At 35.4% G+C, this 26042-nt stretch carries 21 protein-coding genes and 1 pseudogene; all 22 read left to right on the forward strand.

The genetic code is table 11. The features are described from left to right. Nucleotides 1-1120 precede the first annotated feature (1120 nt). Nucleotides 1121-1939: a mechanosensitive ion channel family protein gene (locus tag N523_RS0105615; protein ID WP_013464003.1), complete on the forward strand. Its 819-nt coding sequence runs from the start codon at nucleotides 1121-1123 to the stop codon at nucleotides 1937-1939. Nucleotides 1940-2045: 106 nt separating this feature from the next. After that, nucleotides 2046-2828, forward strand: coding sequence for a DUF481 domain-containing protein (locus N523_RS0105620; RefSeq protein ID WP_013464005.1), 783 nt, complete (start codon nucleotides 2046-2048; stop codon nucleotides 2826-2828). Between the two features lie 368 nt (nucleotides 2829-3196). Continuing rightward, a pseudogene (locus tag N523_RS0105625) lies at nucleotides 3197-5617 on the forward strand (SLBB domain-containing protein); the annotation flags it as partial. Nucleotides 5618-5785: 168 nt separating this feature from the next. After that, nucleotides 5786-6133: a four helix bundle protein gene (locus tag N523_RS0105635; protein ID WP_028834545.1), complete on the forward strand. Its 348-nt coding sequence runs from the start codon at nucleotides 5786-5788 to the stop codon at nucleotides 6131-6133. Nucleotides 6134-6181: 48 nt separating this feature from the next. Then, nucleotides 6182-7150, forward strand: coding sequence for a Wzz/FepE/Etk N-terminal domain-containing protein (locus N523_RS0105640; protein ID WP_028834546.1), 969 nt, complete (start codon nucleotides 6182-6184; stop codon nucleotides 7148-7150). A 153-nt stretch (nucleotides 7151-7303) separates the two neighbouring features. Then, complete coding sequence (gene pseB / locus N523_RS0105645; RefSeq protein WP_028834547.1) at nucleotides 7304-8317, forward strand: UDP-N-acetylglucosamine 4,6-dehydratase (inverting); 1014 nt, start codon at nucleotides 7304-7306, stop codon at nucleotides 8315-8317. Between the two features lie 7 nt (nucleotides 8318-8324). Further along, complete coding sequence (pseC, locus tag N523_RS0105650; protein ID WP_028834548.1) at nucleotides 8325-9482, forward strand: UDP-4-amino-4,6-dideoxy-N-acetyl-beta-L-altrosamine transaminase; 1158 nt, start codon at nucleotides 8325-8327, stop codon at nucleotides 9480-9482. After that, nucleotides 9482-11104 carry an aldo/keto reductase gene (locus tag N523_RS19205; protein ID WP_051440309.1) on the forward strand — a complete coding sequence of 541 codons (1623 nt, stop codon included), beginning with the start codon at nucleotides 9482-9484 and terminating at the stop codon, nucleotides 11102-11104. Before pseC ends, N523_RS19205 begins: the two co-directional genes overlap by 1 nt. A gap of 4 nt (nucleotides 11105-11108) precedes the next feature. Continuing rightward, the gene (locus tag N523_RS0105660; RefSeq protein ID WP_028834549.1) at nucleotides 11109-11894 is read left to right on the forward strand and encodes an SDR family NAD(P)-dependent oxidoreductase; all 786 of its coding nucleotides are present in this window, start codon (nucleotides 11109-11111) and stop codon (nucleotides 11892-11894) included. Next, nucleotides 11894-13393, forward strand: a complete 1500-nt coding sequence (gene pseG / locus N523_RS0105665) for a UDP-2,4-diacetamido-2,4,6-trideoxy-beta-L-altropyranose hydrolase (protein WP_028834550.1) — start codon at nucleotides 11894-11896, stop codon at nucleotides 13391-13393. Before N523_RS0105660 ends, pseG begins: the two co-directional genes overlap by 1 nt. A 10-nt stretch (nucleotides 13394-13403) precedes the next feature. Further along, nucleotides 13404-14465 carry a pseudaminic acid synthase gene (pseI, locus tag N523_RS0105670; protein ID WP_028834551.1) on the forward strand — a complete coding sequence of 354 codons (1062 nt, stop codon included), beginning with the start codon at nucleotides 13404-13406 and terminating at the stop codon, nucleotides 14463-14465. Between the two features lie 98 nt (nucleotides 14466-14563). Further along, nucleotides 14564-15262 (forward strand): hypothetical protein, encoded by a 699-nt coding sequence (locus N523_RS0105675; RefSeq protein ID WP_155949126.1) that lies wholly within the window; start codon nucleotides 14564-14566, stop codon nucleotides 15260-15262. Continuing rightward, on the forward strand, nucleotides 15255-16829 hold the full coding sequence (locus N523_RS0105680; protein ID WP_028835959.1) for a hypothetical protein: 1575 nt from the start codon (nucleotides 15255-15257) through the stop codon (nucleotides 16827-16829). Before N523_RS0105675 ends, N523_RS0105680 begins: the two co-directional genes overlap by 8 nt. Nucleotides 16830-16834: 5 nt before the next feature. Continuing rightward, a complete protein-coding gene (locus N523_RS0105685) occupies nucleotides 16835-18055 on the forward strand; it encodes an oligosaccharide flippase family protein (RefSeq protein ID WP_028834554.1) in 1221 nt (406 codons plus the stop codon). 1 nt (nucleotide 18056) lies between these two features. After that, nucleotides 18057-18833 (forward strand): glycosyltransferase family 2 protein, encoded by a 777-nt coding sequence (locus N523_RS0105690; protein ID WP_028834555.1) that lies wholly within the window; start codon nucleotides 18057-18059, stop codon nucleotides 18831-18833. Beyond that, nucleotides 18830-19546 carry a CatB-related O-acetyltransferase gene (locus N523_RS19690; RefSeq protein ID WP_051440310.1) on the forward strand — a complete coding sequence of 239 codons (717 nt, stop codon included), beginning with the start codon at nucleotides 18830-18832 and terminating at the stop codon, nucleotides 19544-19546. The genes N523_RS0105690 and N523_RS19690 overlap by 4 nt, the downstream gene beginning before the upstream one ends. Nucleotide 19547: 1 nt before the next feature. After that, a complete protein-coding gene (locus N523_RS18935; RefSeq protein ID WP_197019865.1) occupies nucleotides 19548-20237 on the forward strand; it encodes a CatB-related O-acetyltransferase in 690 nt (229 codons plus the stop codon). Continuing rightward, complete coding sequence (locus N523_RS18940) at nucleotides 20230-21390, forward strand: hypothetical protein (protein WP_051440312.1); 1161 nt, start codon at nucleotides 20230-20232, stop codon at nucleotides 21388-21390. The genes N523_RS18935 and N523_RS18940 overlap by 8 nt, the downstream gene beginning before the upstream one ends. Next, nucleotides 21387-21986, forward strand: coding sequence for an acyltransferase (locus N523_RS19635; RefSeq protein WP_028834556.1), 600 nt, complete (start codon nucleotides 21387-21389; stop codon nucleotides 21984-21986). Before N523_RS18940 ends, N523_RS19635 begins: the two co-directional genes overlap by 4 nt. Before the next feature lie 1099 nt (nucleotides 21987-23085). After that, nucleotides 23086-23838 carry a glycosyltransferase family 2 protein gene (locus N523_RS18945; RefSeq protein ID WP_036949921.1) on the forward strand — a complete coding sequence of 251 codons (753 nt, stop codon included), beginning with the start codon at nucleotides 23086-23088 and terminating at the stop codon, nucleotides 23836-23838. Between the two features lie 13 nt (nucleotides 23839-23851). Further along, on the forward strand, nucleotides 23852-24976 hold the full coding sequence (gene gmd / locus N523_RS0105725) for a GDP-mannose 4,6-dehydratase (protein WP_028834558.1): 1125 nt from the start codon (nucleotides 23852-23854) through the stop codon (nucleotides 24974-24976). Nucleotides 24977-25435: 459 nt separating this feature from the next. Continuing rightward, nucleotides 25436-26042: NAD-dependent epimerase/dehydratase family protein (locus N523_RS0105730; protein ID WP_028835961.1), on the forward strand; the 607-nt coding region annotated here is incomplete at its 3' end.

Below are 26042 nucleotides of genomic sequence, written 5' to 3' on the forward strand. Positions count from 1 at the left end.
AAAAATCAAAAAAATTAAACTTATTTTAAGTATTCTATATTTAAGCTATTGGCAACGGGCAACGGGCAACGGGCAACGGGCAACGGGCAACGGGCAACGGGCAACGGGCAACGGGCAACGGGCAGCTCGAATCCCTAATCCCGCGAGCGCGAAGCGCCTCGGTGTACTCTGTGGTTCAAAATGGTTTGTAGGCGGGGGTTATCACGCGCAGGTGGTTTTAGGCAATAAACTTATTCACAAAGAGGTTAAGAGACGCTGCGCTTTTAGAGCTAGTGAAAAAACAATTAATCACTCGGGCTCATGGTTATCGTTTTCTCATTTACTCCTCATTCACTTCTCTTTGTGCAAAAAAATCTTAAAGAGATTTTATTCACCACAGAGGGGGCAGAGCACACAGAGGAAATGATTAAAGACATATTTTATTTGTTTTGTCTTCTCTGTGTAGCGCGAAGCGCCTCGGTGTACTCTGTGGTTCAAAATGGTTTTTTAGGCGGGGGTTATCCCGCGTTAAAGGCAATAAATTTATTCACAAAGAGGTTAAGAGACGCTGCGCTTTTAGAGCTAGTGAAAAAACAATTAATCACTCGGGCTCATGGTTATTGTTTTCTCATTTACTCCTCATTCACTTCTCTTTGTGTAAAAAGATCTTAAAGAGATTTTATTCACCACAGAGGGTTAGAGCACACAGAGGAAATGATTAAAGACATGTTTTATTTGTTTTGTCTTCTCTGTGAAGCGCGTAGCGCCTCGGTGTACTCTGTGGTGCAAAAAATTAAAACACTATTTACCACAGAGGTCACAGAGCTCACAGAGGAAGAGATTAAAGACAAAGATTTTAGGTTTTAGGTAGATATTAAGCCAAGCATGATGTTTGTATTGAACGTGAGCGGTGGTTATCCCGCGCATTTTATTAAACCCTGCGCGAGGTAAACTCCCGCCTACGGGTATAAAAAACCTTGCTATATTAACCGTAAGGTTTTTAAATTCCTCGAACCTCGAACCTCGAACCTCGAACCTCGAACCTCGAACCTTGTAAAACGCTGTTGCAAACACCTATTAAAGATTTACAATACAATAAACAACACCGCTAAACTGCTTAATAACACTATCAGGAGTTAATATGGATTCAATACTCAATTGGCTGAATGAAAATTCAGGCTTAATCTTACACTACGGTATTCAAGCAGTCATAGCGCTTGTTATATTTTTACTGGGTGGACGAATTGCTAAATTTTGTGCAAAGTTAACCGAAAAAGCATTCGACAAGAAAAAAGTAGATAAAGCGGTTTCATCGTTTGTCTCTAGTATTGTATATGCCATTGTATTTGCAGCCACTATTTTAATGGCGCTGTCACAAATTGGCATCGAAACCACATCATTCATTGCTATTTTAGGTGCGGCAGGTTTAGCCGTAGGCTTAGCACTGCAAGGGTCGTTATCTAACTTTGCGTCAGGCGTATTAATTATTCTACTTCGCCCATTCAAATCAGGTGACTACGTTGAAGCTGGCGGTAAAGCCGGTACGATTAAAAAAATCGAAATATTCTCAACTGAAATGCGCACACCCGATAACAAAGTTATTGTAATGCCTAATTCAAAAATCATGTCAGATGCAATTATTAACTACTCGCGCGAATCAACACGCCGCGTTGACCTTGTGATTGGCGTTGGCTACGACGCCGACTTACGAAAAGCAAAAGAAGTACTTAAATCAGTGCTTGATAACGAATCGCGTATTTTAAAAGATCCTGCATATAACGTATCGGTATCTGAACTTGCCGATTCAAGCGTTAACTTTATAGTGCGCCCGTGGGTTAACTCAGAAGATTACTGGCCAACATATTGGTCGTTAATGGAAAACATTAAAATAGCGTTAGACGACGCAGACATTACCATTCCATTCCCGCAAATGGATGTACATTTACACAAGCAAGACTAATTTTTTAAAATACTTATTTATTAAGGCAGCGCTCAAATTTGATTTATTAGTATGCGCGTTGCCTTTTTAATAGGTATTAATATATTTTTTACAGGGTTATTTTTTAATGAAACTTAAGCTTTTATCAATTTTAGTAGCAGCCTCAGCTACAACCAATGCATTTGCATCAGAAGATGAGCAAAAAACCTGGGAAGTTACCAGCGAAGTAGGCGCTATTATTACCAGCGGTAATACCGAAACAACGACCTTAAAAGGCGGTATTAAAGTATTACATAACTTAGAAAGCTGGAATAACGAGTATAAGTTAGACGGCATCTACAAAGAAGATGAAGTAGAGAACGAAAACGGCATAAAAGAAAAACAGCGTACTAACGAAAAGTACTCTATTTCAGCACAAGGTAATTACAAGTTAAATGAAAAGCACGCCCACTTATTTATTTATGGGTCACACGTATCTGACTACTTTGGTGCATACCGAAGTGAGTCGGTTATTTCAGCGGGTTATGGTTTACGTTTACTAAACGAGTCAAACATGAAACTAAATGCCGAAATTGGTCCAGGTTATAAGTACTTTAAATACCCAGATGTAAGCGAAGAGGTTGATGAAAACGGCAACTCACTAGCGGGTGAATACGAAGGCGAAGTAATTGCTTTAGGTAAATTAGACTTTAGCTGGAAAATTTCAGACAACGCGCGTTTTACCCAGTTAGTATCGGTAGAATATGGTGATACCAATACCAAAACTCGCTCAGAAACTGCGCTACTTACTAAAATTAATGGCTCATTACAAATGAAAGTAGCCTACAATATCACCAATAACTCAGATGTGGCTGATGACAAAGAAGCAACCGACACTGAGACCTCATTAACATTGGTTTACAGCTTTTAACATCAAGTAGTAAATTAATTGTAATAAAACTATGAAAGGGGCTAAAGTCCCTTTTTTATTTGCCCATAAATAATGTATGATACCCACCAATTTTGGTTGTAGACCTAGGGAAATACCTACTCGTGAACGTTATTAAACATTTATTAAGTGCTTTTGTACTTATATGTAGCTTTAGCACATTAGCATTTGCGCCAACAGCCGCTCAACTAGAGCAGTTTCAAAAGTTGCCTAAGTCTCAACAGCAGGCACTTGCAAAGCAATATGGCGTAGATATTTCAAGCCTTGAAGGTGCAGGCAATGCCAGTGGCAAAAATAACGAACAAGATAAACCCACAGTAGGTGAGCGTAATACCGCCGACGAACAAGCTTTTACAGATGAAGAACGCTTTAAGCCTGAAGATAACACGGTAAAACCATTCGGTTATGACTTATTTGCCGGCGAACCCACCACATTCATGCCCAACGAAAATGCTGCAGTACCCGATACGTATTTAGTGGGGCGTGGCGATCAGCTATTAATCAACTTTTACGGTAAAGAAAGCGCAAGCTACGAAGTCATCGTTGATAGGGAAGGACGTATTAACATTCCCGACTTAAGTCCTGTTCAGGTAGCTGGTTTAACCTTTGCTGAAGTTAAAGAGTTAATAAAAGTAAAAGTTGAACAAGAGATTATAGGTGTTAAAGCGTTTGTATCGCTTGGTAAACTTCGCAGTATTCGTATTTTGGTTTTAGGTGAGGCCTATAAGCCAGGTAGTTATAGTGTGTCGTCATTGACTACAGTGTCGCATGCATTATTTGTAAGTGGTGGCGTGTCTGATATTGCCTCACTGCGCAATATTCAAGTAAAACGCGGTGGTAAGGTTGTTACTAACTTTGATTTATACAACTTACTTATTCGCGGTGATAGCAGCAACGATATTATTTTAAAACCGGGTGACGTGGTATTTATACCGTCGGTTGGCGAGCAAGTAACCGTTGATGGTTTAGTAAAACGCCCTGCTATTTTTGAGCTTAAAAAAGGCGAAACGGCAGAACAATTATTAAAAATGGCGGGCGGCATCAAGCCAAATGCTTACGCTAAAAGCGTGATAGTTGAACGTTTTAATAACCAACATAAAGAAGTGCTTTCGGTAGATTTTAGCAAAGAGCAAGTTAACTACATTCCAAAAGATGGCGATCGTATTCGTTTTAGTGCCATTGGTGAGCAATACCAAACTTCAATTAGTTTAATTGGTGCTGTAGTACGCCCAGGTAATTACCAGTGGTACAAGGGTAAACGTATTTCAGACATATTAGGCTCAGTACGTGGTGACTTACTACCACAGGCCGATTTAGATTATGCGCTAGTAGTGCGCGAAACCAACGTAAATGGTGATATTGAAATTCATCAGTTTGATTTAGCAAAAGCCATTACAAAAAATACTGAGAACAACTTACAACTTAACCCTAACGATAAAATTATTGTATTCAGTCGTTTTGAAGAAAAAACTTTAGAAGATATAGCGCTTGCAAATTTAGCGTTAACTAAAGAGCAGCAAGATCAACAACGCAAAGCAGAGCTTTGGCATGAATACCAACAAAAAGAGTTTGAAAAATACGTTGGTGTGGCGGTTAAAAAGTCAGAGTTTGAAGAGGTAAATCCAAATTTAAGCATGGCGGAAATGCTTGAGAAAAAGCTTAAAGAACAAGAAGAAGATGCTAAAAGTTATGCGTTGTTTAGCCGCCATAATTTACTTAAACCGGTAATTGCTAAGTTAGAGCAGCAGGCCGGTGTAATGCAGGCGATGCAAATAGTGGAAATTAGCGGCAGTGTAATGTACCCAGGCATTTACCCGTTAATGGAAGGCGGTGAAGTAAAAGACCTAATTACTGCGGCGGGCGGCCTGTTAGAATCGGCTTACACACAACAAGCTGAAGTAACAAGAATTGCCAATAACGATGTATCAAACATTGAGCATATTAAGTTTGATTTAAAAAGTGCTATGCAAGGTAAAACGGCATCTAATATTTCATTACAAAGTAAAGACAGCGTAAATATATTTGCTATACCAAATTGGCAAGAAAACTTAAAAGTAGAGCTTAAAGGTGAGCTTAAATTTCCGGGCACCTATACTATTCGCCGCGGTGAAACCTTAAGTAACTTATTAAAGCGCGCCGGTGGCTTTTCTGAGTTTGCTGCAACCAATGCCGCTGTATTTACTCGTCAGTCGATTAAAAAGCAAGAGCAACAACAGCTAGCGCGTTTATCTACCGAGCTTCGTCGAGATATAGCATCAAAAAGCTTTCAAAGTTCAGTAAGTAGCAACACGCTTACTTACGATGAAATGAATAAGCTTTTGAAGGACCTTGCTAACGTTGATGCCGTAGGCCGTTTAGTTATAGATTTACCGCTTATTGTTAACAATCAGCAAAACTTAGTACTGCAAGATGGCGATGTACTTTATGTACCGAGTGAACGCGACTCAATCAGTGTAATAGGTGAGGTTAACTACTCTACCTCGCATCTATATAAAGCAGGTATAAGCGTAGACGAATACATAGACCTAAGCGGTGGCTTAAAAGAGCGCGCTGCTGATGACCGTATTTACATTATAAAAGCCAACGGCTCAGTAAAAATACCAAATACCGGCAACTGGTTTGCTGTTAATAACTCAAATCAACTTGAACCTGGCGATACCATTGTTGTCCCACTGGATGCTGGCCATATGGATAAGCTAACGCTTTGGAGCACCGCAACACAGATTCTATATCAACTAGGTGTAGCAGTAGCAGCCATAAGCGGTATTTAATATAATGTAGGTGCGAGGAAAGCTTGGAGCACATGGCTATGGGCTATGGGCCTAGAGCTCGAAGCTCACGGCCGATGCTGTATATAGCTACTAACTGGAGCTTAGCTAACAGTAAAGGTGTTAAAACCTGCTACATTTTAACTTTAAAGTATTACTTTAGAGTTAAAAATGAAATATGAAAACCTAGAAGTTTTGCAAAGAGCTTTTAAGCTAAGTTTATTGATTTATAAAAATTTTCAGCAGCTCCAGGATTATGGTCTAAAAGATCAAATGTGCAGATGCTCTGTTTCTGTACCTAGCAATATTGCAGAGGGGATGGAAAGAGGCTTTGAAAAAGAAAAAGCTCGTTTTTTATGGATAGCTAAAGGCTCCATAGGCGAATTAAAAACACAAGTAATGATTGCTTCAGAATTAGGATATATAAATAGCTTAAAAGCAGGTTATATCCTTGAGGAATGTGAGGTAATTGCAAAGATGCTAAGCAGATTGATAACGGTCATTAAAAATAGCTCTTAGCCAATAGCTCGTAGCCCGAAGCCATAACCTAGAACTTATGAGATTTAAATGGAAAACAACTCAAACAACCTAAATCAAGCAAATATGCCAATGCAAAACAACATTGCTGATGACGAAATAGACCTACGCGAACTATTTACCGCAATTTGGCAAGGCAAGTGGATAATTATTGCCATAACCACTTTATTTGCTGTTGCATCTGTTTTTTACGCCATAAACCAGCCAAACATTTATAAATCAGAGGCGTTACTCGCACCCGCCGAGCAAGACCAACAAGGCGGTTTGGGAGCTCTAGCAGGTCAGTTTGGTGGCTTAGCAAGTTTAGCTGGGGTTAACTTAGGCTCAAGTGGCGGGGTTGATAAAACGCAAATGGCGCTTGAGGTTTTAAAGTCTCGCAAATTCACTAGTGAATTTATTCAAAAGCACAATATATTGCCAGATTTAATGGCTGTTAAGTCATGGGAACGTGAGACAAACACAATTATTTATAATGAACTGGTTTATAACAAAGCTAAAAATAAATGGCTACGAAAAATGAAAGCCCCTTTTAAGTCGGAGCCATCAATGCAAGAAGCGTATAAAGAGTTTAAAAAAGTTCTTTACACAAATGTAGATACAAAAACAGGAATGTTGACCATATCAATAGAGCATCCATCTCCCTATGTAGCAAAGCAATGGGTAAACTGGTTAATAGAAGATATAAATAGAACTATGAGGCACCGCGATGTATTTGAAGCTAATAAAAGTACTGATTTTTTAACCAAACAAATACAACAAACTAAAATTGCTGATATACGCACTGTTTTATATAAACTTGTAGAAGAACAGGCTAAAACTATCATGTTTGCTAATGTTCGTGAAGAATATGTATTTAAAACAATTGATCCAGCTTTAGTGCCAGAAGAAACCTTTAAGCCTAAGCGTGCGCTTATTTCAATATTAGGAACCATGCTAGGTGGTATGTTGAGTGTGCTTATAGTATTGCTAAGACGTTTTGCTGTTAAACGTAAAGCCTAGCTGAAACTTTTAATGTGTTTAAAAAATAAGCAGTTACAATCGGGGAGTTAAAGATGGCTACCTCAATGTTGATGAAGTTGTTTGGTCAATCCTTACAGCCTGAGTTTAAAAATAAAATTACTCAACTTACAATTTAAATTTATAGGTCAGAAAATGCTAAATAATAAGACAGTTTTAATTACTGGCGGTACGGGGTCATTCGGAAAGCAATTCATTAAAACAATTTTAGAACGTTATTCTAAAGTAAAAAAAATAATTATATATTCTCGAGACGAACTCAAACAGTTCGAAATTAAGCAAAAATATCCTCAGAGGGAGTTCCCTCAATTACGATTTTTTATTGGTGACGTCCGCGATCAAAATCGAATGAAACAGGCGTGTGAAGGTGTTGATGTTATTATCCATGCGGCAGCTATTAAACAAGTTGACACAGCTGAATATAACCCTACAGAGTGTATTCGTACAAATATTGATGGAGCGGAAAACGTTATACAGGCAGCTTTAGCCTGTGGTGTCCATGATGTTGTAGCTCTTTCGACGGATAAAGCATGTGCTCCGATCAATTTGTACGGTGCGACTAAATTAGCATCAGATAAGTTATTTGCTGCGGCTAATAATATTCGTGGCTCTAAAGATATTCGTTTCAGTGTTGTACGGTACGGTAATGTAATGGGCTCTCGAGGTTCAGTTATCCCATTTTTTTTAGAAAAAAAGAAAGAGGGGTTACTACCCATAACACATGAAGAGATGACTCGATTTAATATTTCTCTTCAAGATGGTGTAAACATGGTGATGTACGCACTTGAGAATCATATCGGTGGAGAAATTTTTGTGCCTAAGATTCCGTCTTATAAAATTTTGGATATAGCAAAAGCAATTGCACCTGACTGTAAAACTAAAGTGGTTGGTATTCGTCCTGGAGAAAAGCTTCATGAAGAAATGATCACGGATACAGATTCACTGAATACTATCGATTTAGGTGAATACTACGCCATATTGCCTTCGGTTTCTTTTACATATACAGAAGAGGAGTTCATGTCTCATCATAAGGCAAAGAAAGTACCATTTGGTTTTAAATATAACTCAGGTACAAATACCGAATGGGAAAGCATTGAAAGCTTGCGCGAGCTGATCTTAGAACATGTTGATCCGAATTTTTCAGTATGAGCAAAATATGATCCCTTACGGTAAACAAGAAATCAACCAACAAGACATTGATGCAGTTGTTGAAGTGCTGAAATCTGACTTTTTAACTCAAGGACCACAGGTTCCTGAGTTTGAAAGTGCTCTCATTAATGCTACAGGTGCCAATTATGCACTAGCAGTTAATAGCGCCACATCAGCCTTACATATTGCCTGTTTGGCTCTTGGGTTAGGGCAAGGTGATATTTTATGGACAACACCTATAACATTCGTAGCTTCCGCTAACTGTGGTTTGTATTGCGGTGCATCAGTGGACTTTGTTGATATAAACCCGGCAACCTATAACTTATGCCCAATTGCATTAAAAGAAAAACTAACACAGGCTAAACAACAAAACGCTTTACCTAAAGTCTTAGTGGCCGTGCATTTATGTGGTCAGCCTTGTGATATGAAGGCAATCCATGCGTTGTCAATAGAGTATGGTTTTAAAGTCATTGAAGATGCTTCACATGCAATAGGTGGGCGATATTTAGACCAACCAATTGGTTCATGTGAATATAGCGACATTACTGTATTTAGCTTCCACCCGGTTAAAATTGTTACCACTGCAGAAGGCGGTGCAGCATTAACGAATAACAAAGACCTTGCTAATAAAATGGCACTTTATCGTAGTCATGGCATTACTCGCGATGAAGCACTAATGGAAAATACATCGCATGGTGGTTGGTATTATGAGCAAGTGGATTTAGGCTTTAACTACCGCATGACTGAGCTGCAAGCTGCATTGGGTGTTTCGCAAATTTCGCGCTTGGAAGAATTTGTAGCTGCACGCCATAAATTAGCCGAGCGTTATAATGATAAGCTTGCGAGCTTGCCAATTGTACTACCTTATCAGTTACCTAATACGTACTCGGGCTTACATTTGTATGTTATTCGCCTAAATTTAAATGAAATAACAAAAACTCATAAACAAGTATTTGATGAACTTAGAGAAAATGGTATAGGTGTTAACCTACATTACATTCCCGTTCACTTGCAACCTTATTATCAAAAACTAGGCTTTAAATTAGGTGACTTTCCTTGTGCAGAAAATTATTACAGTAACGCTATTTCATTACCAATGTTTCCAACGATGACTAATGAACAGCAGGAACAAGTGAAAGCGGTATTAGAAAGGATTCTTCGGTAATGACAGAAGCGCCAATAGTTGTAGCTATTCAAGCCCGTACCAATTCTAGTAGGTTGCCCGGTAAAGTACTCCTGCCGATTAAAGGGGTACCTCTTTCAGTGCTGGCGGCTAAACGAGCTGGTCGAAATGGGCGTTATGATGTTTGCGTACTCACTTCTAATGAACCTACGGATGATTATTTAGCTTCAGTTCTCCAACAATATTCAGTTAATTGTTTCCGAGGCGATTTAGAAAATGTATTAGAAAGGTTCGTTGAAGCCTTTTGTGATTACCCTGCAAATACCCTAGTTGTCCGCTTGACAGCCGATAATATATTTCCAGACTCTGACTTTATAGAAAGTGTAATCGAACAGTTTTTTGGCACTGGGGTTGATTATATATGTGCAAATGGGGAACAATCTAATTTACCGTATGGACTTGCTGCAGAGGTTATGCGTTTGGGTCATCTAAGAGAGGCTCTAGAAAAAGCAACTTCAACTTTTGATTGTGAACATGTTACACCGTATATCCGACGAAAGTTTGGTAGTACCTATTATAATAATCCCCTATTAAATGAGGATTTTAATGGCTTTAGATGTACTATAGATAATCTAGATGACTATCTGCAAGTAGCTAATCTTTTTGAAAGTATTGCTGATCCAATTGAGGTGACTGCTTGGGAATTATGTAATAAATTGGACCCCAAAATCAGGTCGAATTCAAAGATAAGTAAATTAGTGCTAGGGGGAGCTCAGTTAGGGCTAAATTATGGGATCAACAATACCATTGGACAGCCAACTACAAGAGATGCTCATAACCTTTTATCACATGCAGTTCGTTCTGGTGTTTCTCTAATTGATACAGCGAGAGCTTACGGTGTTAGTGAAAATGTTATTGGCGATTGGCTTAAAAAGGGGTGGGTGAATCGCTGCGAGGTAATTACAAAGTTAGATCCTTTTAATTTTTTACGTAATGATGCTAACCTTGACTTGGTAAAGCTTGCTGTACAGAACTCTGTAATTCGTTCATGTCATGCTTTAGGGGTCGATAATATTGATGTTTTAATGCTTCATAGAGCTGAGCATATTGAGTTATGGAATGGAACTGTTTTGGAAGAATTAACACGCTTTCAGAAGTCGGGCTTAGTTCAAGAAATAGGAGTTTCAGTGCAAACCCCGTCAGAGCTAGAGGTTGCACTCTCTTACCCAACTATATCCTTTATTCAATTGCCATTTAATATTTTAGATGAACGATGGTTACCCTATGTGGATAGAATTTTATCAGAAAAAAATAAACGAAACCTTACCATTCATGTGAGAAGTGTTTTCCTCCAAGGGTTATTATTGTCCGATAATCCTAATATTTGGCTCAAAGCACATGTCGAAAACTATGAAGAAGTAATCAAATGGCTTGCAGATACTGCGACTAGATTTGGTTGCTCCTCTATCTATGAGTTGTGTATAAAACATGCATGCTCACAGAGCTGGGTTGATGGTTTAGTTCTTGGGTGTGAAAGTAAAGAGCAGCTTGCGAATAATATTCAAGTTATGTCTCTAGAGGTTCCATCAACTATGCTAAATAATAAATTAAAAATGCCGTTTGAAATTAGCCTAAAAACATTAAACCCAGCAATGTGGAGTTAAGCCGGTGAGAGATTGTTTATTTAGCCTTCAAGGCAAGTCAGTGCTAGTTACAGGAGCAGCTGGTCATTTGGGGCGAGAAATATGCTTTGGGTTAGCTGAGTCTGGAGCTAATGTTCTAGTTAACTCTCGCTCGAAGAAAAAAGCACAGAAACTTGTCGAACAACTAACTCAAAAAGGTTTTAGTGCTGAGTTGGCAGTATTTGATGTAACTTTAAAAAACCAAGTTGACGCATTCTTTACAGGTTACACGGGTAAATTACATGTCATTATCAATAATGCATATACCGGGGCAGGAGGCACTATCGAGACATCAACAGCTAAGCAATATACATTTGCTTATTCAATTACTCTTGAATCTGCCCATTATTTGTTTCAGCACTCATTGCCATATTTAAGAGCAGCTGTAAAAGAGTGTGGTTATGCATCCGTCATTAATATTGCGTCCATGTACGGTAAAGTTAGCCCTGATTTAAGGCTTTATAGTTCAGCTGAAGGCACTAACCCTCCATTTTATGGCGTGGCAAAAGCAGCTTTAATTCAATGGACTAAGTACGGTGCATGTGAATTTGGTAGAGAAGGTATTCGATTCAATTCTATATCACCAGGCCCTTTCCCCAATCTATGTACTAATGATTCTGAGTTTATTGAGTCCTTGGTTAAAAAGGTACCTTTAAACAGGGTAGGCTTAGCTGCTGAATTAAAAGGCCCTGTGATATTCTTAGCGAGTAGTGCTAGTTCGTTCGTAAATGGAGCTGATATTGCCGTAGATGGCGGATGGACTATTTGGTGATGCAAGTTGTTATTAGAGCTGATGCGTCGCGGTCTATAGGTAGCGGACATATAATGCGTTGCTTGGTTTTAGCTGATGCATTAAGCGATCTTAATTATTCCGTTTTGTTCGCTTGCTTACCTCAGCAAGGAGATATGATCTCTTACATTGAAGAGCGTGGGTTTGCTGTAATAAAGCTAAATATGCCTAATGAAGTTTTTAATCCTCAGAGTGATGCTGAGTATGAAGCGTGGCTTCATCGCTCTAGTCTTGCTGACGCGGAGGACTTCATTCAAATGATAGGTAGAGCAGACCTAGTGATCACTGATCATTATGCCATTGGTAAAACGTGGCAAAAGTTGGTTCGGAAAATTATGGGTTGCTTTTTAGTTTCTATTGATGACCTTGTACGAGATCATGAAGCTGATTTAATAGTTGATCAAACTCTTGGTCGAAAGCCTAATGAGTACAATGCAGATTGTCTTGTGTTGGCTGGTAGTGAGTATGCTATGTTAGCGCCCAATTTTTCTTTATTGAGGAAGTTCGCTTTCAGGCGTTCTTCACCCAGCGATAGACCCAAGGTTCTCATTTCTATGGGTGGAATTGACAACCAAAATGTAACCTTACGAGCCTTAAAAAGCCTCGTAGGTAAAATTAATGCCAATTTTACAGTTTTACTTAGTCCAAGAGCGCCGCATTATCAGTTGGTTAAGTCTTGGTGTAACAAACAAAGTAATGTTTTACATAAAGACTTTGAAGCTGATATGGCTGGCTTAATGTTAAAGCATGATGTTGCTATTGGAGCACCTGGAACAACTAGTTGGGAGAGAGCTTGCCTTGGTTTGCCAAGTATTTTGGTTCCATTGGCAGATAATCAAGAAATGGTTTGTAATCAATTAATTCTCAACAATGCTATCTTGAAAGTTTGTCAAGAGGATATTGAAGCCTATTTATTGCCTACTTACCATCAGGTTATCAATAAGTGGGATGAGCTACATGTTTCGAATTTAAAATTATGCGATGGTCTGGGAGTTAAAAAGTTAGTGTTAGAGATACAACAGCTTGTTAAACTCGATAATTACTTTAGCCTAAAACTTGTTTTTGCCAGTGATGATGACATAAAAACCGTTTACGATTGGCAGTGTCACCCTAAAACTCGTGAATTCGCATTAAATGCAGATGTTCCTACATGGGAAGAGCACCAAAGGTGGATGCAAAGTAAGCTTGTATCTACAAGTGATTATTTTTACCTTGTTGTAGATAAGAAAACGGGGGAAAAATTAGGAGTATTACGATTAGATAAAATAGAGCCTAAAAACTACTTAGTGTCAATCTTTGTAGCTCCTGAGTCCTACGGTTTAGGAGTCGCAACCAAAGCGCTAAAAATAGTTGATGTTATACATCCTGAATTCACATTTCATGCAACTGTATTAGAATGTAACAAAGCCTCTCAGAAGCTTTTTAGAAAAGCTAACTATGTACAGAAAAGTTCTGAAAAGTTTATTCGTAACCCAATTTAATGAGATTTAGATGAAACCATACATTTCAATTGACGGACGCAAAATAGGTCCTGGCTACGCTCCTTATATTATTGCTGAACTATCAGCAAACCATAATGGCGACATCAACCGTGCTTTCCAAATAATGGAGGAAGCTAAGAAATCAGGGGCTGATGCTATTAAACTGCAAACTTATACTCATGAAACAATCACTATGGATTGCGACTCTGAAGAGTTTCAAATCTATGGTGGTCTATGGGATGGGCAAACTCTTTATAACCTTTACAAGGGCGCTCATATGCCATGGGAATGGCACGAGTCTTTATTTGCGAAAGCCAAAGAGCTCGGTATCACTATTTTTAGTTCTCCTTTTGATTTTACTGCCGTTGATTTATTAGAGTCACTAGATGCTCCTGCCTACAAAATTGCGTCATTTGAAGTAGTTGATTTACCTTTGATTAAGCGTGTGGCTAAAACGGGTAAACCAATGATTATTTCTACAGGGATGGCCAATGAAGAAGAAATTGCTGAGGCAATAAAAACAGCAAGAGATAATGGGTGTACTGAACTAGTCGTACTTCATTGTGTAAGTGGCTATCCTGCTCCCGCAGAACAATATAATTTGAAGACTATTGCTGATATTGCTGATCGGTTTGAGGTATTATCAGGTCTTTCGGATCATACTATCGATAACGCTACTGCAGTTACCTCTGTTGCTTTAGGCGCATGTTTGATAGAAAAACATGTAACAATGGATCGAAATGGTGGTGGTGCTGATGATAGTTTCTCTCTAGAACCACACGAGTTAACTGCGTTGTGTAAAGATACTAAAACAGCTTGGCAAGCTTTGGGTAAGGTGAGTTATGAGCGGACCGAAGCTGAAAAAGGGAATGTTAAGTTTCGACGCTCTTTGTATGTAATAAAAGACATAAAAGCAGGTGAAGAGTTTACAACTGAAAATATACGTAGCATTCGTCCTGGTTTTGGTTTAGCTCCTAAATATTATGAATCAATAATTGGCTGCACTGCAAAAGTAAACATTAAACGTGGAACCGCGCTTAATAAAGATATGTTTGAATTTAATATTAAATGAAATATTTTTTTTTAATCTATTTTTTTGTGTATTCACTTTTCGTATATTCATACCTTGAGGATCTTAACTTTACTTACAAAAGTGAAGTTAAGCTTTATGTGTCAGATTTTAAAGACAGCACTCTTTATGGGTATGGAATTGAAAACATTGACTTGATATATGGCATGCTGCAATCAAATGATTATATTCTTAATTTTATCCGTAATAATCATTTACAAAACAAGTTGATAGCAATAAAAGGTGTAAAAGTTACTTCAGAGGGAGAATCGATTGTTTATAATCAAAATTTATATGATGTGGATAATAAAAAGTGGGTAGGTCTTTACAGTTCAGCTACTAGCGAGAAAATAGACTCTATTGCATTAAAAAACTTTAAATCAATGATAAAAGTTGAAAAAGAAAATCATCAAATTAAAATAGCTTTTAAATTTTCTTCACCGAAATATGCTTCTAGCATTCTAACTGACTTTATTAATCAGTTTATAAGTTATTATAAATTAAAATTAATAGAGTCACGTAAAAAGGTGAACTCTAATTTAGAGAATATTAAATTTAAAAAAATAGACTCTGAAGTGAAAAAGCAACTAAGTAGATCTCAGAGTAACTTTGCGCTGTTAAAGCATGAACTTTTAACAATTATAGAGATAGTTGACTATCCGACCTCTCCAGTTGAGAGTGAAGAATTAAGTGTAAGGTATATGATTATATGTTTCATTACATTTTTTTTAATAAGTATTTTGTTATTTAAATTTATTGCTTCAGATCTTTCTAATAGATGGAATATAAAAATTGAATAAAAAACGAGTTTTGTTAGTGTGCAAAGAATCCTATGCTTATCCCATGAACTTCTTATGTGATAAGTACTTAAATATAGGTTACGACGTTGATGCGCTATTTATTCATTCGTCAGAGTCTGTTTATGAAGATGAGTCTCTTACTTTGTTTAAAGCAAGAAATAAAAATTGCACCATAATAACGATAAGGAGTGTAGTTGAAGAATTCATTAAAAATAAAAGCAAATGTGAGTCACTAATAGACTTAGAATATTTAGGTTATATTGAAAATAAATATTGTAAAGATTTACCTATTAGCTTACTTCAAATTAGTTCACAGTTGTTCACAACTCAATATCATTACAGGTTCTTTTTTGAGCAGTGGGCTGAGTCAGAGAAACTTTATTACATCCAATTGCTATTCAAATTCATTATTAATTTAATTGAGAGCGGACGTTATGAGAAAATTTGTGATTTTGATATTGCAGAAATAGGACGCAGTATATTATTACAGGTTTCAAAAGTACATAAAGTTCCTTATGCTTCTTTAGAGTTTAGTAGGTTTAATGATATAGTTTTACTTACGTTTAATTTAGGTCGTGTTACAGATAACTATATCGTTGAAAAGTATAATCAGCTTTTATCCCTGCCAGTAGAGAAAAAATATCTAAAAAAAGCTAATGAATTTTTAGAAAAAAATGTTATTCAGTCTCCTGATTATAAAAATAACAATACAAGTAAAAATAAATCAAAGCCGTTGTTACACGATTTTAAGTCAATGCTGAAGCATGTTAAATTTGTGATAACAAGATTACCGTCTTGGTTTAAGTTTAAACGATCAAAATTATTAGCGAACCCTTTTAAATCAGCATTTTTTTTCATGTTGTGGTTTATCAGAGAGCGTTACTTATTAAGTAAATATAATACGTTATTTTCAACTCCCATTGATTCTGATAAATATATATATTTCCCTTTGCATTTAATTCCTGAATCAACAACATTAAATAAGTCACCTTTTTATCCGAATGAATTATCTGTAATACAACAGTTATCAAAGGTCCTTCCTGTCGGTTGGAAATTATACATTAAAGAGCACGGGGCAATGATTGGTGAACGGCCAATAAGCTTCTATAAAGAGATAATCAAGTGTACTAATGTAAAATTAGTAAGGTTAGACTATTATAATGATCCAAAACCTTGGATTTATAAATCAAAGGGAGTTGTGACATTATCTGGTACCACATCTTTTGAAGCACTGATGTTAGATAAGCCGACGGCGATATATGGTAATGTACCTTTTGACGTTGTCCCTCAAGTAAAGAAAATTACGTCTAATTCATCACTATTAGATTTCATATGTAGCTGTGAAAATTTTGATGTATCAACAAAAGAGCATGATGTACAAAGAGCTGTGTATATAAAAACAATAGAAAGTTTAGGGATTCGATTTCCCATATTAAAAGTCTTAAATGATTGCAAAAAAGCAATTCAGTCTGGAGGTGAATTAGATTCTGAATCTGCAGCTCTTATAGACAATTTATTTGAATTATATCAAACAGAATTAGTTACTGATACATATGCCCGTGCTTAAATGTTATGTTTAAAAAAGTTTCAAAAATTACCCTTATAAATATTGCCACTCAAATAATTTCTTTAGCTGGTTTTACTGTTGTGGCAAGAGTTATCCCGCCAGATGCTCTTGGACAATATATGATTTACTTATCGATAATATCAATAGTATCAGTTATATCGACGGGGTTTTATGAGCAGGCTATTTATATTGAAGAAAATAAAGAAAAATATAAAATAATTTTTACTTCTATTGTATATATTGCAATAGTGGTTGGGTTAGTAGTCTTTGGAGTTTCAACTTTATACTTTGGAAGTTTTTTTATTTCGCTCTTGTTATTCCTCGGTTCATTATTTGCGTCTGTTAAAGTTTTTTCAGTAACGTACGTAATATCTTTAGGTCGATTAGAGATGATGTCACTAGTTGAACTATTTGTTTCTCCAATACTGCCTTTATCTTTATATGTATACTCTTTAAATTTTAATGAAGTTGATGCAGTTCAGATTTTTACAATTAACATTTTAGTTACTAGTTTTATATCTTGTTCTGTTTTCTTTTTGTATTTAAGGCTTAACAGCTATATGTTCATAAAATATCTTTTTAAACTTGAGCTTACTGAAATATTTAAATTTATGAATTGTTATAAAGAACTCCCAAAATTCAAAATGACTTCGGAATTATTTGGTGTGATCGCTTTAAGACTACCAGTCATTGTATTAGGCCATTTCTTTTCAAGTTCGGTATCTGCATTTTATTCCATATCTCTCAGGATTGCGGTAAGCCCAATTAGTATTATAACTAAAGTTTTTTCTCAAATGTTTGTTAGTGAGATTAGTAAATTAACAAAGAATAACCATGAAACTAAAAATATATTTATTAAATTTTTCAAAATATTATTCATAATTGGAATCGCTGCGATATTATCTTTGTATTTTATTTCAGGCAGTGTTATCAATGCTTTGTTTGGCTCACAATATTCAGATGTATATTATTATTTAATTTCATTGGCACCATACATCTTTGTTCTTATAGTCGTATCTCCACTGCTTTCTTCATTTGTTATTTTTCGAAAATCTAATGTGCTTTTTAAAGTTAAATTTAATTTTTGTGTAATTTCGATTGCATCTTATACACTTGCAGTACTTATAGATAATATCTATGTTGGGCTTGTTTTGTTTTCTTCGTTAACTTTTTTGCTATACACTTACGCATTTTGCGTGATGTTTCGAATTCATAAAGGAAGTTAGATTGAAAGCCAAAACAATTGATGTATTAATTTCAACATATGGTGAAAGATTTAAACAGATTCAAGCCGTATTATTGCCATATAATGCTAATGTTAGATATTTAATTGGACACCAAGGGGAGGGGGACTCCTCATTGTTTGCGTCTAGAAAAGATGTTGAAATTATTTACATGAACAGTATTGGAGTCACTAAGAGTAGAAATGAGTTACTTCAACATACAGAGGCTGATATCATTTACTTTTGTGATGATGATGTTAAGTTAAATGATAACTTTTACAATATATTAGTCGATAATCATTTAAAATATAGCGAGTCAGTATTAACATTCAAAATCAGTAATGAGTTTGGTTGTGAAAGAAAATTATTTTCTAAAAATAGTAAAATACTAGGTTTAACATCAATATTATCAATAGGAACCATTGAAATATCGATAAAAAACCATTGTAGAAAATTTCGTTTTGACGAAGATATGGGTGCGGGTACTAGAACTCCATTAGGTGATGAGGCTGTTTATCTTTCTAAGCTATTGAAGGCTGGTAACAAAATAAGATTTGTTCCAGAGTTTATATGTTCTCATCCGGATGATTCTTCTGGTCAAAATATATCTCATGCTACAATTCGTTCACGTGCTCTGTGTCTGAAGAGAGTATTTGGTATATATTCAATTCTTGTATTCCCGATCTTTTACATAAAGAATTATAAGCTATTTAAAGGTGACACTTTCTTTCAATCAGTAAAATTTTTTATAATGTATTTTTCAAGGTACTTTTCAAAATGATTTATGTTTTAAAGACTATTAAGCGGATAGTCAAAAATCTATTAATGAACATAAATGGCATTGATATAGATTTTAGATCAGATATTAAATATTCTAAATTTGGAAAAAATGACCCTTCAGAGAAGGTTTATATACGAAATAGTTACGCTTCAAATGCTCAGCTTTCTCTTGGCTGTAAACTTAGTGACGCCAGAATTTATGGAGGGGTTAAGTTAGGTCGCTTTGTTTCGATTTTTGGACCTGGCACAGTGATCAGTCAGATTAAGTCTGAAATAACAATTGGTGCATTTTCTTCTATTGGTCAGAATGTTGTAATTCAAGATTCCTCACACAGGTTAGATAAAATATCTTCGTACTTTATGAGTAGGAATATATTTAATACAGGGATAGATTTAGACACACAGTCTAGTGGCTCAATAGTTATTGAGGAAGATGTTTGGATTGGTTCAAATTCTGTTATTCTTCCGAACTTGACTTTAGGTCGTGGTTGCGTAGTTGGTGCTGGTGCTGTCGTTACTAAAAGTATTCCAAGATATGCTATTGCTGTTGGTAATCCCGCGAAGGTTATTAAATATAGATTTTCAGAACAACATATTGACTTTTTGGAATGTTTAAAATGGTGGGATTGGGACATTACTAAAATTAAATCTAATAAAGATTTGTTCAATGGTAAAGTAAGCGACAAGTTGTTTTTGAAAGTTAATGAGTTTTAATATGCGTCCATTAATATCCTATTTAAGAAATTTACTCTTACTGCAGCTAAAAAGAAGTAAGAATAAATCTATAAGTATTCAAAAAAATGTTAAGTTAAACAAAAGAACAAAAATTGAAGATCACGTTAAAATCTACAGCAATACGAGTATTTATTCTAGCCACATTGGTAGGGGAACATATATTGCTTGGAACTGTATTTTGAATAAAGTTAATATAGGCCGCTTTTGTTCAATAGCACCTGATGTTCAGATTGTTTATGGTAAGCACCCAGTAAACGAATTCATTAGTACACACCCATGCTTTTATTCTAACCAGAAGCAAGCTGGTTTTAGTTTTGTTACTGATACTGAATTTACAGAATACACCTTAGCGAATGAAAGTTGCTTTAGCGTAGAGATCGGAAATGATGTTTGGATAGGTCAAGGGGTTAGAATTATGGAAGGTGTTACTATTGGGGATGGTTCTATTATAGGTGCTAACTCTCTAGTAACTAAAAATGTTGAACCATACTCAATAAATGTTGGCTCCCCCTCTAGATGTCTTCGCATGCGATTTGAACAAAGCTTAATTCAGAGGTTGTTGGATTTGGAATGGTGGAATTTTAGCTATAAGTTCATTGAGACTAATGCAGTATTGTTTTCTAAACCACACAGTTTTTTAGATGAATTAGAACGAGTATCAAATGACTAATCCTGCCATTGTAGTTGTAGCCTATAACAGGCCAGAGTCATTAAAACGATTATTGGTTTCTTTGAGTAAAGCTTTATATAAATCTGATGTAACACTCATAATAAGTATAGATTTTTGTGCGCTTGAAAATAGCAACGTGAACGCTGTTGCTAACAATTTCACCTGGGAGTTTGGCGATAAAATAGTTTTAAATAATAAGACTAATTTGGGTTTAAGAAAGCACGTCATAAAATGTGGTGACCTAACTTCGGATTACGGTACCATTATAATGCTCGAGGATGATTTGATTGTCTCCCCTTATTTTTATCAATATGCACAGGAAAGCGTTTCGTTCTATTCTGATGATGAAAATATTGGAGGTATTTCGTTATACTGTCATCAAGTTAATGTTAATTGCAAAAAAAGGTTTGAACCTTTGGCTGATGGTTATGATGTTTTTTGGTTAATGTTTGCCTCTTCATGGGGGCAAATATGGACTTCAAACCAATGGCTGCAATTTAAAAGTTGGTACCTAGATAAGACTCAAGCTAAAGATTTTTCTTTACTATCTGATTATATTAATAAATGGCCTGAGTCCTCATGGCTTAAGTATTTCAATTTGTACTTATTGCAAAAAAATAAGTATTTTATATATCCTCGTTGTAGTTATAGTACTAACTTTAGTGATGTCGGAACGAATGTGAAGAAATCTGACACTACTTATATGGTAAACTTGGTTGTAGGAGAAAAGGTAAATCGTTTTTCTACTCGAGAGAGAACAAATTCAATATATGACTCTTATTTTGAGCTTCTACCTGAAGTTATTAAGTCTTTTAAACCGGAATTAAAACATTTAGAGTTTGAAGTGGATTTATATGGTTCGAAAGACTTCTCTAAAATAAAATCTGAATTCGTAATAAGTACTAAAAAGTATTCAAGCGAGCCTTTGGCTGTATATAACAAAGTTTTTTGGCCTCATGATTTAAACTTAATTATGCAAGTTGTCGATGGAGCGTCAAATGATAAAAAAGATATTTTTATGTTATCAAAAGTAAATGCAACAGAACATTCAATTTCAGCCTCAAATAAAAACATTCTTTATTATAACCATCCAATAAGTACAAAAGAGTTACTCTCTGTCCTATTTACTAGGCTTTTAGGTAAAATAATATGAAGTATGTAAAAAAAATACTAATTCGTCCACTAATAAATATTCTGACTCTCTACTTCTATTTAACTAATTTACTGATTTTAAAGTTTTATAATGTAGAAATAGGGGCAGATTTTAAAATTAATGGAAAGATTTTTATAAGAGGTAGAGGGAAGTTAATTATTGCTAATCAAGTTACCATTAACTCGAGCTTACAGTCTAACCCTGTAACTGGTGATTCAAGAACTATTTTAGTCATCCATGAATCAGCTGAAGTTGTTATAGGAAATAACACTGGCATTTCAAATTCAGTTATTTACAGTAGAGAATCCATTGTCATTGGTGATAATGTGATGATAGGTTCAGGTTGTAAGTTGTATGATACTGATTTTCATTCATTGGACTTATCTGTTAGATTGATGAAATCAGATATGGGACTTAAACAGCCTATTGTTATTTCTAATGGGGCTTTTATTGGGGCGAACAGTATAGTTTTAAAAGGTGTTACGATTGGTGAGAACTCTGTTATTGGAGCCGGTTCTGTAGTTTCAAAGAGTATCCCTAAAAATCAAGTTTGGGCAGGTAACCCTATCAGATTTATAAGAGAAATTGAGTATTAAAATGTTTGTACTTGACTTGATTTTCCTTAATGCTATTTTTTTTAATGTTAAACTCCTGCTTATATTTTTTTTTGGAATTTTATTATACCTATTTATTTCAAAACGTGCTTTATTGACAAATGATTTCAGAGTGTATTTGCTTTGTTTTATTTTTGTATTGATTTCCCTACTTCAGTACTTCTTTAATATTGAATTTGTAAATCCTCAGTTTGTTATAAATTTTTATTTTATCTTTATTTTAACTTTGGCATTCTATGATCCATTAAATAGAAGCAGGCTACTGCTCTTAGTAAAAGCTTTAACGGTAGTAAACCTCCTTTGTGTTATATTATCTGTACACCCAATATTCACTGAGGTTTTCTTTGTTTTTTCATCTGGTTTTTTTAGATTTAAATCAATTTTTTTCGAGCCTTCCTTTTTAGCTATTTTTTCTGCCTTTGCGTTTGTTTATTTACATTCGAGGCCTTCGGTAAGCTTTTTTAGCCCTTGGAAGTTATTAAATCTACTTTTTATACTACTTAGCTTTTCTGGTAGCGGTGTATTTTTAGTTTTATTACCTTTATTAATATACTTTTTATCTAAGTTTAAGCTATCGACTATTTTTTATGGGTTTCTCGTTGGGTGTGTAGTTTATTATGTGTTCTTTATTATGTTTCCTGATAATTTACTGACACAGAGAGTGAATTCTACATTGGAAGGTAATATAAGCCAAAGTACACTCTTAAGGTTTTATGCACCTGTTGAGTTTGTTCAACATGTTTTTAATCATGCGTCTTTATTAGAAATCTTATTCGGTGTTGGTGATCCTAGAATCTATATACAAAACTTTCACGATGATTTTAAGTATTTTTATATATATAGTGGAGAACCAACCTACGAGCTTAATAATGGCTACGCTGTTTTACTAAGTATGTTCGGGTTTGTAGGCCTCTTGGCTTTTTTTTGTTTTGTTTTTTCATACCTTAGGCGTGATAATTTGTTATACTTTTCATTTTTTATTATGTTGCCATTTTTCAGTGGGCATTATGTTTCTCTTTTTTATTTTTTCTTTATTTATATCTTAATAAATAAAGTTGATAACTAATATAGGTTGGTATTTTTGAAGGTTATATCTATTGTTACCGTTTGTTACAATTCATCTTTGACATTAGAAGATACTTTTGAGTCTATCTCAAAAGTTAAAGATGATTCAATCGAGTATATTGTCATTGACGGAGGGTCCACAGATAATACCTTAGAGATTATTAATAAGTATAAATCTATAATTGATATATTTGTAAGCGAACCTGACTCAGGTATTTATGATGCTATGAACAAAGGTTTAAACGCTTGTAGTGGTAAATGGGTAGCTTTTTTAAATAGCGATGACTACTATTGTCAAAAGACTTTCCTCAATATTCTGCACGCTTTTAAATCTAATAAGTACGATGATTTTGATGTTGTTTACTCTAATATATATAGGCTTGACGAAAATACTCGTCATCCTTATAAAGTATCTAAGCCTAAATCATTGCATCTTATCGGCCGAAAAATGGTTTTATTCCATCCAAGTATGTTCATGAAACGTGATAGTTATATAATGCTTGGCTTGTTTGATTTATCATATAAATATGCCGCAGATTATAGTATTACTTTAAAAGCGTATAAGAAGAAATTAAAATTTTTATATTTAGATGTTGAATTGACGTATTTCGATACTGGTGGCGCGACAGGCATTAATATCTATAAATCTTGGAAAGAGGTGAAAAGTATTCAAATTAAAAGTGGGCGAAATGTAATTTTTGCAACTTTTGATTATTATGTTCAGGTTGTAAAAAGACAAATATTAATGTTTACACGGGAAAGGTTTTAATTTCGAGGTTGTTATGAAAGTTGCTTTGATTACAGGTATAACTGGACAGGACGGTTCTTACCTAGCTGAGTTGTTATTAGAAAAAGGGTATGAAGTACATGGTATAAAACGTCGTGCATCTTCTTTAAATACAGAGCGGGTTGACCATATATATCAAGATAGTCATGATGATAATCCTCGTTTCTTTTTACATTATGGAGATTTAACTGATTCTTCAAATCTGACTCGAATTATCAAGGATGTTCAGCCGGATGAAGTTTATAACTTGGCTGCGCAGTCGCATGTTGCAGTTTCGTTTGAGTGCCCAGAATATACAGCAGATGTAGATGCCATGGGTACTTTACGCTTACTTGAAGCTATTCGTTTTTTGGGGCTTGAGAGAAAAACTAAATTCTACCAAGCGTCAACTTCAGAATTATACGGTGAAGTACAAGAGATTCCTCAAAAGGAGACAACTCCTTTTCATCCGCGCTCCCCATATGCCGTGGCTAAAATGTATGCTTATTGGATTGTAGTGAATTATCGTGAGTCTTATGGTATGTATGCATGTAATGGTATTTTGTTTAACCATGAGTCTCCTAGACGCGGAGAGACTTTTGTAACACGTAAAATCACTCGTGGCATTGCTAATATTGCTCAAGGTTTAGAAAGTTGTTTATACTTAGGTAACATGGATGCTTTGAGAGATTGGGGTCATGCAAAGGATTATGTTCGCATGCAGTGGATGATGTTACAGCAAGAAGAAGCTGATGATTTTGTTATTGCAACGGGTAAACAAATATCAGTGCGTGAGTTTGTATCACTCTCAGCTAAAGAGGTAGGTATTGAGCTTGAATTTAGTGGTGAAGGAGTTGATGAAGTAGCGACTGTTAAGTCTATTGAAGGTAGTAATGCGCCAGCTCTTAGTGTTGGTGATGTTATTGTTAAAGTTGATACACGATACTTCAGACCTGCAGAGGTTGAAACGTTACTCGGTGATCCGACTAAAGCAAAAGAAAAATTAGGTTGGCAACCGCAGATCACTGTAGAGGAAATGTGTGCAGAGATGGTTAAAAATGATTTGAGTAAAGCTCAGCAGCACGCTCTGCTCAAAGCTCATGGTCACAATGTTGCAGTGTCAGTTGAGAAGCAAAGCTGAAGTATTGTTAATTATAGAGGCTACTTGAGATAGTACTAGTGTATGTATTTTTTGTGGCCTCCCTTTGATACTTCGATTGGAATAAAGCTTAAATTTTCTTACAAACTTATTGGCACTGTATTTAAGTACATTTGTTTATATAATAATATTTTTGTAAAATTAATAACTTGTCATAAATTACCAAAAAACATATTTCAGTATTAATCATAAATTCGATGTGATTGAGCATAATTTGATTGGCAAACTGATTTAGTCGATGGTTTTTTATCTAAAATCATACTAATAACTGTTCTAAAATAGTTCATTATTTTGAATAATTGCTTTGTGGCAATTTAATATTTAGATGAATTACTCAACTTAAATTAAGTAGATTGATAATTGACCTGTCCATTGCCGTTTTGAGAGCTAGCTTATTTCGCCTTCAGATCTATGTCTTTATACTTTTAACTAAGGTTTAAAATGAAAAGAATTTTTGTTGCAGGCCATCTAGGTATGGTCGGTTCTGCTATTGTCCGTCAGTTAGAGCTGTTAGATGATTGTGAAGTTGTAACTAGATCTCGAGATGAGTTAAATTTACTTTCCCAAGTTGGTGTCGAGTTTTTTTTTAAAACAGAAAAGATTGATCAGGTTTATTTAGCTGCAGCAAAAGTGGGGGGGATTATTGCTAATAATACTTATCCAGCGGAGTTTATTTATGAAAACTTGACTATTCAGAATAATATTATTCACAGTGCTCACATGGCAGGTGTTCAAAATTTATTGTTTTTAGGTTCTTCATGTATTTACCCTAAGTTAGCCAAACAGCCAATGTCTGAAAGCGCTTTATTAACAGATACCTTAGAGCCGACAAATGAACCTTACGCAATAGCTAAAATTGCAGGTATAAAGATGTGTGAGTCTTATAACCGCCAATATGGTCGTAATTACCGCTCGGTAATGCCAACGAATTTATATGGTGAAAACGATAACTTTCACCCTGAAAACTCTCATGTTATTCCGGCACTGTTACGTCGTTTTCATGAAGCAAAGTTCAACAACGATGAGAAAGTTATTGCTTGGGGATCTG

Source organism: Pseudoalteromonas sp. 23_GOM-1509m (genome assembly GCF_000518425.1).
Taxonomy (GTDB): Bacteria; Pseudomonadota; Gammaproteobacteria; order Enterobacterales; family Alteromonadaceae; genus Pseudoalteromonas; species Pseudoalteromonas tetraodonis.